Source organism: Anaeromicrobium sediminis (genome assembly GCF_002270055.1).
In the GTDB taxonomy this organism is placed as follows: Bacteria; Bacillota; Clostridia; order Peptostreptococcales; family Thermotaleaceae; genus Anaeromicrobium; species Anaeromicrobium sediminis.
This window is the reverse complement of the sequence record NZ_NIBG01000002.1, coordinates 1-16,021: the sequence shown is the minus strand read 5'-3', so window position 1 is coordinate 16,021 and position 16,021 is coordinate 1. Positions and strand designations below refer to the sequence as shown.

At 27.5% G+C, this 16,021-nt stretch carries 11 protein-coding genes and 2 pseudogenes; all 13 read right to left on the bottom strand.

The window, feature by feature from the left end; genetic code table 11:
• Positions 1-85 precede the first annotated feature (85 nt).
• On the bottom strand, positions 86-1,492 hold the full coding sequence (locus CCE28_RS03030) for a restriction endonuclease (protein ID WP_095130865.1): 1,407 nt from the start codon (positions 1,490-1,492) through the stop codon (positions 86-88).
• Positions 1,493-1,641: 149 nt separating this feature from the next.
• Positions 1,642-6,864 (bottom strand): DNA phosphorothioation-dependent restriction protein DptH, encoded by a 5,223-nt coding sequence (gene dptH / locus CCE28_RS03025; RefSeq protein ID WP_176461634.1) that lies wholly within the window; start codon positions 6,862-6,864, stop codon positions 1,642-1,644.
• Positions 6,845-8,239 (bottom strand): DNA phosphorothioation-dependent restriction protein DptG, encoded by a 1,395-nt coding sequence (gene dptG / locus CCE28_RS03020; RefSeq protein ID WP_095130861.1) that lies wholly within the window; start codon positions 8,237-8,239, stop codon positions 6,845-6,847. Before dptG ends, dptH begins: the two co-directional genes overlap by 20 nt.
• A gap of 2 nt (positions 8,240-8,241) precedes the next feature.
• Entirely contained in the window at positions 8,242-9,987 is a 1,746-nt protein-coding gene (gene dptF / locus CCE28_RS03015; RefSeq protein ID WP_095130859.1) for a DNA phosphorothioation-dependent restriction protein DptF, read from the bottom strand.
• A gap of 686 nt (positions 9,988-10,673) precedes the next feature.
• The gene (locus CCE28_RS03010; RefSeq protein WP_095130857.1) at positions 10,674-10,784 is read right to left on the bottom strand and encodes a DUF2922 family protein; all 111 of its coding nucleotides are present in this window, start codon (positions 10,782-10,784) and stop codon (positions 10,674-10,676) included.
• Positions 10,785-11,797: 1,013 nt separating this feature from the next.
• A complete protein-coding gene (locus CCE28_RS03000; RefSeq protein WP_095130853.1) occupies positions 11,798-13,057 on the bottom strand; it encodes a hemolysin family protein in 1,260 nt (419 codons plus the stop codon).
• A 398-nt stretch (positions 13,058-13,455) separates the two neighbouring features.
• Positions 13,456-13,608: pseudogene (locus CCE28_RS22975) on the bottom strand (DUF2922 domain-containing protein); the annotation flags it as partial.
• Between the two features lie 24 nt (positions 13,609-13,632).
• On the bottom strand, positions 13,633-13,791 hold the full coding sequence (locus CCE28_RS02990) for a DUF2922 domain-containing protein (RefSeq protein WP_095130848.1): 159 nt from the start codon (positions 13,789-13,791) through the stop codon (positions 13,633-13,635).
• Between the two features lie 15 nt (positions 13,792-13,806).
• Complete coding sequence (locus tag CCE28_RS23095; RefSeq protein WP_456297860.1) at positions 13,807-13,953, bottom strand: DUF1659 domain-containing protein; 147 nt, start codon at positions 13,951-13,953, stop codon at positions 13,807-13,809.
• An 813-nt stretch (positions 13,954-14,766) separates the two neighbouring features.
• A pseudogene (locus CCE28_RS02985) lies at positions 14,767-14,922 on the bottom strand (DUF2922 family protein); the annotation flags it as partial.
• Positions 14,923-14,981: 59 nt separating this feature from the next.
• Positions 14,982-15,584: a hypothetical protein gene (locus tag CCE28_RS02980; protein ID WP_095130844.1), complete on the bottom strand. Its 603-nt coding sequence runs from the start codon at positions 15,582-15,584 to the stop codon at positions 14,982-14,984.
• A 92-nt stretch (positions 15,585-15,676) separates the two neighbouring features.
• Positions 15,677-15,886, bottom strand: a complete 210-nt coding sequence (locus CCE28_RS02975) for a DUF2922 domain-containing protein (RefSeq protein ID WP_095130842.1) — start codon at positions 15,884-15,886, stop codon at positions 15,677-15,679.
• 13 nt (positions 15,887-15,899) lie between these two features.
• Positions 15,900-16,021, bottom strand: a 122-nt coding sequence (locus tag CCE28_RS23090; RefSeq protein ID WP_456297859.1) for a DUF1659 domain-containing protein, incomplete at its 5' end; no start/stop codon positions are given.

Sequence of the window (16,021 nt, the reverse complement as noted above, 5' to 3'; positions counted from 1 at the left end):
CTCTCCCTCTACCAAGAATGTATCTTTATCTAAACTATGTATTTATCAATTTGTCCTGACCACACTATCAACATATAGGATAAAGTTATATTATCTCCTTTAAATTATATATTTCCATTAATTGAGGATATTTTTCTAATTCAATTTCTAAATTTTTACCATCATAATATTGTATGAGTTTGTTATACTTTTTACGAATAGTATTAATACGGTCTATTGCACTAGGTGAAAGAGATGACGTTGACAATAAACCATAACAATCAGCATTATATTCATCTAATAACATGTGTATATCAGATAATTCTTTCTTAGAAATACTTTTATCTGTTCTTTTACACTGAAAAATCCATTTTCGCTTTTCCACACCGAACAAAGTATTATACTCTTCAAAGGCCTCAATATCTCTTCCTCCATCAGCAGCTGTTGTTTTTCCTATCAACCTTACATCTTTAAAACCTTTTAAGTCTAAAAACTTTTTACATAAATGTTCAAATTCTTCTGCTGTTAACTTATATAAATCAATGTTATTCTTGTAAAATTTAAAATTCGTAAAACAAAGATTAAAGTTTTTGTGCATTTTCTTAATCAATGTATGTTCATTTATGATGCATTCTTTTGGATTCTTGATTAACATAATAATTGTCCAAAAACTATCGCCTTTCATGCATAACATAGTATTAGAATCAGTATAATAATTTATATCTTCCCCTAAATCAAAAAATAAGTTTTTACAAATTGACACTAATTTTTTATTCACAGCTATATGGCTTTCAGCTACACTTGATATAAAATAATTAATACCATCATATATTTTTTCAATTTCACAGTATTTTTCTTTATTAAAAATGATAAATGGATCTACCGTGGTAGGGCCTAGTAAAATAGTCTTGTTATCATTAATTTGTATAAAATCTTCGTCTACATCAGAAATATTTTGTAAAAATGAAAATGCATTTTTCATTGACATTACAGATTTGAAATTGTTATTTTTAGCAAATTGTAGAAATAAATCATTTTTCATTCTAGAAATATTCTCTTTTATTTCTAAATACAATTGATATTCTACTGGAAAATTTAACTTACCTATATTAAATATCTCTGGTTTATAAACATTATTTTTCAAATGATTGACTAACTTATCTAGTAAATCAATATTGAAATCTACATTAGTATAGCCTATTTCATTCTCATCAAAAGGGCAACCTAATGAAAAAGTAGAAAGTTCCTCTGGTTTTTTGTTGAAAAATCCGAAAAATAATTGAGATATTATAATAGTTCTGTATTGAGCATCCAAATGTAATTTTAGTGTTTCAAGTTCTTCGTCATGGTCATATACAAAACTTGAGAATATATCCAAAGTATCTTTTTTTATGTCATATCTTATTATCAATGAAATTTCATAGAATTCCACTCTTATCTCATCATTATCTTCAAATACATCAATTTCTTCATATCCATCTAAAAATTCTAGAAATTTAATTTTATTACTCATTCCCTTCCCCCTCTATATTAATTTTAAAATAAATAGTCTATCTAATGACTCTTTCATGTTTATACGCTTATATACAATTCAATAAACACTTTATTCACTTATGGAAAAGTGATTAGCAGTATATATCTACTAATCACTTTTATCATTTCCTATTTTTCATCTCTTCTTATTTCCCAATAAGCTCTATCCTTAATACCTATTGGTCTATTCTCATGTCCAAACTTAACTAAACTATGATGCTTTTCAAGAGACTTTATTCTATTGTAAATTGTTTCTTCTTCCTGCTTTGCCTTTGTATTGAATATAAACTTAACATCCTTGTTACTTAGATCTGACACATTGTGTACTATCCAAGTTAATATATAATTAGCATATTCATTATCTCCAGTAGAAAAATGGCTAAGTAACTGAGTAGATAAGATAGTTCCTACACCAAACATTCTACCTTCCTTTAAAATCTTCTTTATACTATTAAAGTTTTTACTTAAGAAGTTATCTGCTTCATCTACTAATATGAGATTAGTAAGTTCTCTACATTGATTCTCCATCTTACTTTCACCTTTAACTAACATTTGAGTGTAGAATAAATCTAAAGTTATGGCTACTACTAGATTTTGAATACTTTCATCATATCCAGATAAATTAATTACAGTTACTCCATCTATTAAACCAAATAATGGTTTTGTTAGTTTAGCATCTGGTTCAAATAATTGGAAGTCATTTAAATCACTTAATGCTGCATATAAGCTATCCTCTTTCACATCTTCTCTGTTTAAATATATTCTACATACATCATGAAGAGTAGGTGGTGTGTTGTTCCATGTAGCTTTATTAACTTTATGAATTCCTCTCTCTGTATAAGCTTCCATTATTATTTCTTTTAACATATTTTGTTGCTTTATACCAAGATTAAATGCTCCTGATATGGTTTCTTTTATTACACTTGCCGTATGAAGTGGTAATAATGGTTTTGGGTTACTTCCAAAGAATAATGCCAGTGGGTTATATGGCAGATTATATATTTCATATACGGTAGCATTTGTAGCCTCTACAAAATCATCATCTATATAATCTCCTTTATAGTCAAATATAAGGATCCCTGGAGTTTTTCCTCCCACATTATATTTTCCTTCTTTATATAGTTGATATATTAATGATTTAGTAAATTGAGTTTTACCTGTACCCATAGTACCTATTATTCCCGTATTAGTATGGAATGTCTTTTCCGTATTAGTTGGATACCATTTCATTTCTCTACCACTTGAATCATTATGACCAAATAAAATCTCCATAGGTCTTAATTCTTCTTTTTCTTCTACAATTTTTTCTTCTACTGCTTCTTCATATTCTTGTGCTTTATTTTCTTCACAAGCAATTTGTCTTTCTAAATCTATTGGAATACTTTCTTCGTAATGCATAGTGTTTATATCTTTTTGAATTTCACCATTATTTTGTTTATAAGTTGAACTTAATAACAACTCTTTTCTGAAATCTGATTCTCCACTTTCAAATCTATTCTTTAGTATCTCCACATCTGATATTATGTGTCTATATCCAGCCTCTTCAGGTAATTCTATTTCTAAGAATTTATCTTCTTCTAACTCTTTGACTTCACAAGTGTTTCTAAATGCACGTTCTTTAAAAGATATTATGGCCCCTCTACCTAAAATATTATCTAAATCATTACTAATTGTATAATCATCTCTTAGTAGTTTAGTTCTTATCTCAGAATTAATTATTTTATCCCAATCTTGTTCCTTCCAGATGTTATAAAGTTTCATTTTTTCAGCACTTACTAATACCACTTGCATCATAAAGTTTCTATATATCTTACTTTCAAAGGGCTTTTCTTCATTATTTACTAGGAATTTATCTAGATGATTTCTAGTCTTAGTAACCTGAATTAACGCTTTATCCTTTACATATTTAGGATTGCCTCCACTCTTTACTTCCACTGGATAGTAATGAACTTTCACCTCATCATCTACTAACTCTATTCCTACAAATAATAAATCATCTGAGTAATAACCATTAACTTTACCTAGTAAATTCTTTACTGAAAATAAACCTTCTGATATTTTAAGACCTGCTCCACCAGATACTCTAAAAATTTCTTCTAAAGATATAGGAACCCATACAATATCTTTGTGGTTAAAGTATGCAAGCCCTATCTTTGCAGCCGATATTATACTTAGTTTTTCCTTTGTGGAATGTCCTCTATCAGAGATTAACTTAAGTAACCAATCTCCATTTATTCCATTAAAACAATTTATTAGATTCTTTATCTGTTCATTATTAGCTTCAATACCCTTTGAATCTAAAAATTCTTTTAATATAATCTTATAATGATTAGATTTTCTAGTAACTGTTATGGCATCATATCCACTTGATGATGTGTATTGGTCACTATAATGGATTATTAGTAAATCTGATGAATCTTCATCATCTTTAAAGAAGTTTAGATCTATCTTTGGATCTACAAAGGTAATCCAATTTGAAGATTCATATATTTTATTTAAATCACTTTTTCCATCTTTGCTAATAGTAGTAATAATGGACTCTTCATTGTTAATAGTTCCACCTCTAGCTATTATTTTAGCTAAACTATTAATCTTAATAGCTAAATCTATTAGCTTATTTTCTGTGTCTAAAAATTTAGTACCAAATCCTGTAGTATAGTCATCACCTAATAATTTAGATGGTATTCCAGATAATAATCCATCTAAAGAAATTCCTGATGATATATCACTCATTGGAGCTTGCTTAACCTTTGCAAATCCATTCATTTCATAAAAACAAATATGAGCGTAATTATATTTTTTTGCATTTAAATTCTTTCTATAAAAATGAACCTTTTCTCTATATGCATTTAATATATCTACTTCTGTATAATTTTTAGTCTTTCTAATATTTATATCTAGGTTTTCTTTTATTTCTTTAGGCGTATTATAAAAGGATAATTGTTCAAAGATATTAAATTCTTCATCAGAATAAATACTTATATCTATAGGAGTTAAGTTTTCTACTTTATCCTTCTCTCCCCTACTTATATAGTAGTCTAATATACCTTGTAATACTTCTTTGCAATCACCCATATTAATTAAATTTATCTTCATACTAGCCTCTTTAGATAAACTAAATAAATATGAAAAATGACTTATAAACTCTTCTATTTTTTCTTTAACTAATTTTGATACAAATTTTCTAGAACCTTTGTATCTATCCATATCATTTCTTATATAATACTTCCATTCCTTTGAATGGCTTTGTTCTACAGGTTTGTAGATAGCATCATCACCATAAGCTAAATATGGTATTAAATATAGTGAGTTTAGTTTCTTTATTATTTCATCATTGATTTTTTCATCATCAACTTCTTTATTTACCATAAGCTGATACATAACAGTCATAGGATATAAAGGAGATAATAATATTTCCTCTTCGTCATAAGATTTTTTTACAGTACCAATTTTTAGTAAGCTCTTATCGCGATCTCCCCTTATATATTTTCCTTCTATGATTTCATCTACAGCATTTAAGTATGCATCTATATAGTTTGAAGATAATCTTATTAATTCTTCATTATAATAAGCTAAACTAGGTAACAAACTATTTACCTTATAGTATCTAATTAAATTTAAATAAGCTTCTTTTAATTCTTCATTTATGGATATATCTATAGGATTTAATTCTCCTTCTGTTCTCTCTTCAAAGAACAATCCTTCTGTTTGAATAATAGTCTTTTCTCTATCTAGATTTTCTCTAAAATCTCCAGATGTGAAATATTCTTTATTATTAAATAATAACTTTTGCCCCTTTAATTTAAAGTCTTTTCTTTCTTCTCTTTTTAATTTCCATATATTCTGAGAAGTTATAACTACAGGAGCACTTTTATCGTCTTCTATAGCTACAGGTATTCTTATTTCACCTATTATTAGATCAAGGTTATACATTTTAACATTTTCATCTAATTCAATATTATTTTTAAGTACAACCTTATCTTCTACTGCATCTATTATAATTTCTTCATTTCCATCTATAGAGATTTCCTTTGTATTAGTACCACCCGAATTAAATACAATATTTTCAGAGCCTGCTTTAATTAATAATCTATTTCCTTTGGGCTTCATATAAACATTAAAACCAGATTCTATAATATCACTATTTAATTTTTCCTTTTCCAGATCTAAGACAATTATTTTAAACTTAAATTTCGCTTTAATTTTTCCAGCTTTATCTTTATCTGCATATTCTATTTTATTGAAAGATGTAGTTCCAACCTCATGTTCAATAGTTACTTCTAATTTTTTACCTGAAGCTTTAGCTGTAGCTTCATCTTTTTTATTTTCTGTAATATAAGCTTGTTTTAAATAGTCATTAAATTTAAATTGTACCTTTATTTCTGATAATTTATCTTTATTAAAAAGAATAATATTTCTAACTCTTCTCTTAGTAGGAGTATCTCCTTCTTCTAATTCCCACTTTTCTATAGAATCCGATAAAACTTCCATTTCCTCATATTCAATCTTTTTATCATTCTTTTTATTATCTATAGAGATACATATGTATTTATAATTGGCTTCTTCCCAATCGCTTCTTTTTAAAGTTTCAACTCCCGAATCATCAAAATCCTTGTAAAGATCCTTTTCCACATCTCCGTATTTATGAATATTGTCTACTAACAAAAAGTATTTATTGTTATCTTCTAATCTACTTTTAATCTTTTCTTTTGATAAATATTCTAATCCAGAATCATAAAAGATATTAAAGTTTTTATAGTCTTCTTTTTTTATTTCTTCTTTGTTTATTACATCTAATACTTCTGTATATTGAAATAAACTATTGTTATCTTCATGATATTGCTTTTTCTTATTATTTAATTCTAATTTTAATATTAATTTATCAACCTTAGTAAGGTTACTATTTTCTATTTTATTGTTAATATCTTTAGTTATAGTATCTATATGAAATGGCATTCCTTTTTTGTTAAAGCTAATGGCTCCTCCTAAGATACTATCTAAATCTAAATGATGTATAAACAATATGGCTGTATTCTTAAATTGTTCATCATCAAGACCCACCTTATTTCTAAGGGTTGTTAAAAAATCCACTGTTATATTATCAGTAGTGGCAGCTACTATTATCTTCACGTCTCCACTTTGTATAGTATAAGTTTTGTAAGGTTTACTTCCTTCATTTACTTTATATTCAAATTCCTCAACATTGTTTTCTTTTCTTATTTCCTCATATAGATTTTGTACATATTCTTCTTTCTCAAATTCTATATTAAATTTGTCTCCGCTTTTTATATCCACATTATTAAAATATTCATTTACTTTCTTAGATAAATAATTATAAAACTCTCTTAACATATTGGGCATCTCCACTATCACTTTTTTTCTCTAAAATATTTAACTTATCAAATAAATTAGTTATATTTTTTCTTGAATCACGATCTAAAAATACTCCTCGTCTTTCAAATTCTTTAAAGAAGTCTTTTAGCTTCATTTTTTCATCTTCTTTTATAATGATTCTAGTCATAAATAAAAGGTAATCCTCTGTTAAGTTTAATGTAAATCCTAATCTACCTCTACTTTTTAAGAAGTTTTCTTTACAAAACTCTTCAAACCACAGTCTATATCTTTTATGAAGATCTTTACGCTTTGAAACACTGAATTGATAATCTATCGTTGAAAATAATTCATATACTTTTTTATATAATCTATTGTGGTTGTATTTATCTCCTAAAGATAGATTTTCCCACTCCATATCTTCTAAGTTATTCGTATATACTGCTAATACTTCATCCATATTATCTATAAAAGCCTCTGCTTCTTCTTCATTCATATTATCTAGTATTTTCTTTATATCATCATAGATTAATTCTTTATCCATATTGTTATGATTTAATATTTCTAAACAATTGGCATGGGAGAATATACTATGCACAGCTGACTCTACTTTTCTCCATCCTTCTGCATAGCTGACCCTTGATCTAGATGTATTTTCCCAATCTAGATTAAAGTATATCTTATCAATTTCATTTTCATCTTCATCAAAGAACCTTCTAAATTTTAGTGCGGTTTGTGCCACATACATAAAATAATAGAATTTCAATAAACTTTCTATGTTTTCTATATATGTTTTATGGTCCTTTACTATAAATAGAAAATCTTCTTTAAATCTATTTCTTATTTCATCTACACAATTATGATAAGTTAGCTTGTCGCTCTTTTTATCCTTTAACTCTTCTAAGCTATTAAATAATAATTTAATCAATGTATTATTAGGTTTTGTATTATATATTTTTTCTACTTTAGAGTAGGTTTCTTCATCTCCATTTATTAATACGTCATAAATAAATTCACCTAATTTATTATCATATCCATTGGCGTAAATATAAGCTAGTACCTTTGGATGAAAAATATTTAAGCTTCCATCCTTATTAAAAAACATTTCATTTAGGATACTTTTAAATACTGTTGGATCTTCATTTTCCTCCACATTAGATAGTATATTGTTCATATATAATTCGCCATCAAACATATTATCCATAGTCTTTTTTACTATTTTTCTAGAAAACGAAGCTACACTATTTTTAAATTTTGGTTTAGACTCTTTAGGAATTCTACCTATTGTATATGGGAATATACTTATGCTCTTCCCCGGTTTATGAGTTAAACCTATCTTGTTATCTTTAATTTGATAACGCCTTTTCATTTCTTCTATATTTATTTCATATCTCATATCTATCTCTCCACAAATCTAAAGTCGCCGTCATAGTCTACTTCTAAAACAAACTTCTTATTGTCTTTACCCATATTACACGAGAACATTATTTGGTCATCTCTATTTTCTATATCTGTTATCTTGTTTATAAACTCTGAGAAGTTTATATATTCTGTTCTCTCCTTTTTATTAGGCCTATATCCATTTCTAACTTTAGACAATAATTCATATAGTTTATAGTCAATACTAACTTGCGCTTTATTGTCCGTAATTCTATCTTCAAAATTCAATAAAAATTCACTTATAAACTTTAGTATTTCTTTTTCATCACTTTCTTTGAACTCATTTTTTCCCGGTCTTAATTCTAACTCTTGACTTACCTTATATTTACTTTGTTTTTTCCCTAAGTTTATATTAATTTCATCTCTATCAGCTTGACCATTCCATAGATATATAGATTCCATTATCTTTTTGTTTAATTCTTTTATATTTTTCCTGTCTCCTACGTTCCAATAATATAATAGCCTACAAAACTCATTGTATAGTTTTTCATTTGCTATTGACTCTTTTCCATTAAAGGTATATAACCTAAAGAAATATTTTATCAATGCATTTTTCATTTCTCTATTAGGCATATTTTTATTTGCATCTAATATTTCTTTTAATTTAAAATCATTTTCTATATCCATATTATCTATAAAAAATTGTAATAGGTTCTGTGTATTATTTAAGTTTATTACTAGTTCATCTACATATTCATTTCTACTATTTAATGGATCTGTTTTAGTAAGGATATTTATTATTGTTGATGTATCATTTTCAGTAAATAATATAGATGGTAACATACAATCTATATAATCCTTATCTTCTAAGTTTTTCAATATATTTTTTAATTTAGTCCTTGATATATTATCAAATCTAACATCTACTAAAATACTATATATAAAATCTAATAAAGCTCTAGTAGATATAATTGCTTTATTTGTAATTATACCTTTTATCAATAATTTTGTTATTTTTTCTTGTACATCATCTCTTTGTAAAAATTCATAGTTATATTTTATAGGACATTGGTCTTTGTAATTACAATTATCACATCCATTATTATATGCCATGTAAAAAGGATTCTCATCACTCTTTACTACTACTTTATTTATTATATTTCTCATATAATCCGACTTAGGACCTTCTTCTGTTAAGGAGTACATATGATAATCACTAAAATTTACATACTGAAATGGTTCATCTTCGTTATATGAATAATCCTCTACATTCATATCTAATATCTTTTTATCTTCAACAAATTGTTTTAATAGTGTATATCTATCTCCATACTTAGAATCTATAAAATTACTAAGTGTTCCTAAGTTTATAGCCAAAATCATTTTTTCATTATGATTTTCAGATAATCTTTCATCTGAAAAATCGTTTAACTCTTCATTTAATGTATCTATACATAATTTTTCAGGATCAAAGCTCTCCGTAGCATCATTATGTAGTTTAAAATTCTTAATTAAGTCATTATTATTTTCTTTCATATATGATATTAGGTGAGATTTACCATCCCCTACACTACCACAAACTAATATAAGTTTTGGTGATATAGAATTATTACTATTAAATATTAATTTATATAATTCTTCTTCAACATCTCTTTTAACATGCATATGCTTTTTAAAATTACTAAAGGATTCAAGATTCTCTACAGATTCTTTTGAAGAAGTCTTTAATCTTTTAAGTTGATCTAATAAACAATTTTCAATCACTTTTGATTCACCTGCTTATAAATATTTCTTATTTCTCCATTTTATCTATTATTATATACCTATTTTTTGGCAATTTCTACAATTTAGTATAAACTTCCTATTGCTTCGCTAAACATATATGTCTATTTTAAACAACCCCCTTATACACTTCCCATACAATATTCTCCGAAAAAATAGGATGGTACACCATCCTATAGAATTCCAATATGCTCTTTTAATTGACTCATCAATATTTTTCTATCTTCTAATTTTAAAATGAGTAAGCTTAATCCTATTTCTTTATCATTCTTAAACTCTATTCTTGTATATTTTTTTGTCCACCATTAATATAAGTTCTCTCAGCTTTGTAATAACCATTATCTTAGTATTTTAGTTCTATGACATTGCCTCTTTTATATTAGTAAAAAGTTTACAGTTAGTATATATTTAATTTATAGCATATGAATTAAAATTTCCACTAGAATTTGGTTTTATCTAACAGGAAATAAAATCCAGTTATTAGAATAGGTCCTAACACAATATGAAAATATCTATCTTTGAGTAAATTTTTTAGATAATTTATAAATATAGATTTTTTCTTTTTAACACCTTTACCTTTTAAAGTCATAGATAAATACTTATTACTTACCTTCATATAGCATATATATCTGAACACTAAAATAAGGTAGCCTTTCAGCTACCTTATCCTAGATTAACTCTACTACATTTGTACTTACTACATCAGCAGAATCAATTTCTTTTAATTCTCCATTTTCAGTTTGAAATACATTCTTTTCAATGATAGTATCGCCCCTCATAGCCTTAATAGTAATGGATTTAGATATTCTATGATGAAAGGATCTTTATCTATACAGGGTGGTGAATTGGAATACGGCTACTCCTCCCCCTGTAATTCTAAAAAAGAACTACAGGAGAAGGGTTTTTACTATACAGTAACGGAGCCATTGGTATCCGTATACCCTTTTTCTTATTTAAGTAACTATTACCGTATTCGAAAACATCCTCTCAAACCCACCCAGGCCCGATTACCAGGTATGTGTACCAAACATTTGAGGATGCCCCACAACGGAGCTGCACGCCTATTATCTGGGAAATGCCTGTATTGTTTTCCCTAAAAACACATACAGGCCCATGCAGCTCTTCAATTACTTTACTATTATAAAATCCCCTGAATTTATTAATAAATTCAATTGAAAAATCTCTTTTCCTTGATAGTCTTCTGTAATCTAATATTATCTTTAATAATACCAATAACACCAATAACACCAATACATACAATTATTAATATTGTAATCCATTTTTCAATATTTTCACCTTGTATTTAAATTTTTTATTACTTTTTTTCATTTCTTTATACATCTTTAATTTGAATAAATCTTTAATTCAAATTCCTCAATAGCAACTGGTTTACCTGTAAAAGTTGTATAATCGAAACTAAAAGCGTGTTCAGAGTTTTTGTTACAAACCCCAATATATCTTTCACTATTTTTTAGCTTCATTGCATTAATTTTCCCACTGCATATAGGACAATCGGAATAGGCTTTAATTAAAGAAACCATTCCATCTTCATCTAATAAAAATAAAACATCCCCTCAAAAAGTATTCACTCCCTTAAACCCTTGTTTTTTAAAAGAAATTTAAAATATATATCCGTCTATTCCTTTACGTTTACACGGTTACTGACAATTCAGGATAAATAAATAACAAAATCCAGTATACTAATTTTTATAGTTAGTTATACTGGATTTTCTGTTTCAAGACGGTAAATCTTTGACGCATACGTAGCCATTACATAAATATATACTTAGAATCATTTCTCAGCGTGAGGTAAAAATAATTTGATCTTTTCTATTCTATTAAACTCCATTTTCTCAATGATAAAGGTATAATCTTTATATTCTATTTTTTGGTTAATAATTGGCATACATCCCACTTGTTCAAGGATAAATCCTCCTATAGTATTACTATTTTCATTTGAAAGATTTATGTTCAATTGTTTATTTAAATCCTCTATACGCATACGACCATTAAGCATATATGTATATTCATCTATTTTTTCAATTAGATTTTCTTCTGCATCATATTCATCCCTAATTTCTCCAAGCAATTCTTCAATTAAATCTTCCAGAGCTATGATACCATTAGTACCACCATGTTCCCCCACAACAATAGCAATATGTGTTTTTTTTATTGTCATTTCTTTAAACAAATCATGCAGACACATGAATTCTGATACAAAAAATGCCTCTCTTAAAAATTTTGTCAAATCAAAGTTTTCTATTTCAGATTGAGTTAAAAATAGCAAGTCCTTTACATAAAGAATACCTGTGATATTATCTAAGTTATCTTTATATATAGGAATTCTTGAAAATTGAGTTTTCATGATAATTTCTTTTACTTCTGTAAAGGAAGCATCCTCAGCTAAAAAATTAACATCAGTTCTAGGAACCATAATATGTTTAATCTGAATATCATCAAAATCAAATACATTTTGAATCATCTGCTTTTCATGCTCTTTTACAGATCCTATTTTTTCTCCTAAATTAACAACTAACCGTATTTCTTCCTCCGAAATATTACTAGTTACTTTTTTTAACTCAATGCCAACAAGTTTTAATAAGAAATAGGTGATTTTATCCAATAGAAATACAAAGGGCTTTAACAGCTTCATGAGTATATTTAAAGGAGTTATGAAAACACTAGATATTTTATAAGGATAATTTGCGGCAATAGATTTTGGCATAATTTCAGCAAAAATTAAAATAATTGGTGTAAGCACTAAAGTAGATAAAGTAACACCAATTGCCCCAAAGGTTCTTGTAAAAAAGGAAGTAGCTAAAGAAGCAGCTAAAATATTTACAATATTATTCCCTATTAAAAGTGCAATTAACATTGTATGTGGTTTTTCAATAATTTTCTCCATCAAAATAGCTTTAGAGTTCCCTTTAAGTGCTTTGTTTTTTAGCTTTATTTTATCAAGGCTTGTAAGGGCTGTTTCACTTGCAGAAAAAAAACCTGATAAAACAATTAAAAGAATTAAACTAGTCAATATAATAGCCATACTCTCCATAAATATATTTAAACATTAGTTGAGTTATAAAATCCTCAACGTCTCCTTTCTGAAATTTTATTCTTATTATATGCATTTTTATCTTTAGAAATCCATCACACTGGCTAGAATTAAAATATATATCCATCTATTATTTGACACTTACATTTCTGAGTAAAAGTGCACTCCCATAAAAAAAATCCCCCCAAACCTTAGTCTGAGAGAACATAAAATACACTTCTATATTTATTTAAAATCTCTATAACCTGTTGACTTCAACCTATTTCATCTCTATCCTCACAACTGTCTCAACATGTGTAGTATGTGGAAACATATTCACATTCACAGAACTACTCTTTATCTGTAATGCTGTTTAAATCAACTAATGCTAATTTATATAGATATGTAATTACAAATTATTAAATACTTACTACATCAGCAGAATCAATTTCTTTTAATTCTCCATTTTCAGTTTTAAATACATTTTTATAAATGATAAATTTCATTACTTTCTCCCGCTCTTTCTTAGTTACATAATTCTTAACATAGTCTATACTAAAGGTAGTGATTCGACCTAGTTCATTACTGTTATTACTTTAAATTTTTCCTTTTTCACCTTTAAATACTTGCTCTGCAATGACAGCCTCCATAGCTGATCTAACTTCTTCTACTGTTACGTCATTACGGGCATGATCTACCCTTGTTGAGCTTGTCTTTTCCATTTCATTTCTAAACTTCATTTCTAATTTTTTCATCTAAGATTTCACTCCTTATTCACCTATTAATTCTGATTCATTTAGCTTAGTTAATTCTAGTGTCATGTTTGGTTGTAGGTCTATTAGGCTACTTGCCACTGCATATACATCTTCATTAGATGTATCATGCTTTAGGTTTAAGTAAGCTTTAGTTTTCTTAATCTCCTTTCACTTATACAGATATGAGATCTATGATTTTTTTGACTTATTATTTTTGTGTCATAGTCTTTTTTATTTTCTCTACTTTTTCTTTATTTCTCTACAAATTAAATTTTTCTATTCTCATATAATCGTTTAATATGTATCATTCAAATACATCTTACTTCATCTCCCCTCATAGCCTTAGTAGTGATGGATTTAGATATTCTATGGTTAATGGATCTTTATCTATACAGGGTGGTGAATTGGAACACGGCTACTCCTCCCCCTGTAATTCTAAAAAAGAACTACAGGAGAAGGGTTTTTACTATACAGTAACGGAGCCAAAGGTATCCGTATACCCTTTTTCTTATTTGAGTAACTATATTACCTTATTCGAAAACATCCTCTCAAACCCGCCCAGGCCCGATTACCAGGTATGTGTACCAAACATTTGAGGATGCCCCACAACGGAGCTGCACGCCTATTATCTGGGAAATGCCTGTATTGTTTCCCCTAAAAACACATACAGGCCCATGCAGCTCTAACCTGCGACTAAACCGTTGGTACGGTAAGTTATTTTATCGTGATTCCTTTAGTCACCTCATCTAAACATGGGTATTGTCCAATGAGTTCACCCTCCAGCTTTCAACACGTCAATATTTTTTTATAGTGGAATTGATTAACCACACTTTATTTATCTATCACCTATATAGATAAATAATTTTTATATTTTTTGACTGATGGTTTTTTGCAAAAAAATAAGATGGCAAATTTGCCATCTTCTCTTCATAATTTTTCTTAAATAAAATAAGGTAGCCTTTCGGCTACCCTATCCTAGATTAATTCTCCTACATGAGCAGAATCAATTTCTTTTAACTTTTCGTTTTCTGTTTTAAATACATTCTTATGAATGAAATATTTCTTTGCTCCTTCTACTTCTTCCTTAGTCACTTGATTTCTCACATTATCTTTACTAAGTAGAGTTATGCTACCTAATTCATTTGAATCTTTTCATTTGTTTCCGCTCTGATTTTCATTTTAATCTAGTTTTATAAAACAAAGAATAACATGAAATAAAATCCAACTGTTATTGTAAGACCTATAGCTATATAGGTATATCCACCTTTGTAAAAAACTTTTTTAGGTAATTCATACTTACAAACTTCATTTTTAATTTTATGTATTATACTTTCGAAAAGATTTTCATCTTTAATATCCTTACCTTTTAAAGCAATATAAGGATGCTCCTTAAATATTTCCATATGGCATAAGTTATTTATATTTATATCTCCACCATCCACTTTATACTCTAAGTTCATATTTTCTAATACTTTTTCTACACATAAAAAAACTTCTTTTTTTTCTAAGTTATATACTCCATAACTTCGTTCAAATGATTTTTTTACTATTGATATAAATAACACCAATATTCCTATAGCCCCACACAAAAGGATATAATTTCCGTTTTCTATAGCTAGTTCCAATCCTAATGCTATTCCATACATCATTGGAGATGTAGTACATATAATTCTTATGATCAATTGTCTTTCCATTCTTAATTTGTCTAAACATATTAATATTCCATATATCATAGTTAAGGCGCCAAGTAACATATAATACGTACAAAATAATGTTTTACCTAAACTCCCCATAATCTCACCTCATCTTCATCCATATTATTCCATTTTCATTGTATCACATAGTTTTACACACTAAAATAAGGTAGCCTTTCGGCTACCCTATCCTAGATTAACTCTACTACATCTGTACTTACTATATCAGCAGAATCAATTTCTTTTAATTTTCCATTTTCAGTTTGAAATACATTCTTATCAATGATAGATTGCATTACCGTTTCTACTTCTTCCCTAGTTACATCATCACGAACATAATCTACACTAAGGGTAGCGATGCGACCTAGTTCATTTCTGAACTTCATTTCTAATTTTTTCATTTAAATCTCCCTCCTATTCGTTTATTAATTCAGATTCATTTAGCTTTGCCACTTCTAAGGCTGTCTTAGATTGTAACCCTATTAAGCTACTTGCTACTGCATATACATCTTCATTAGATGCATCATGCTTTAGGT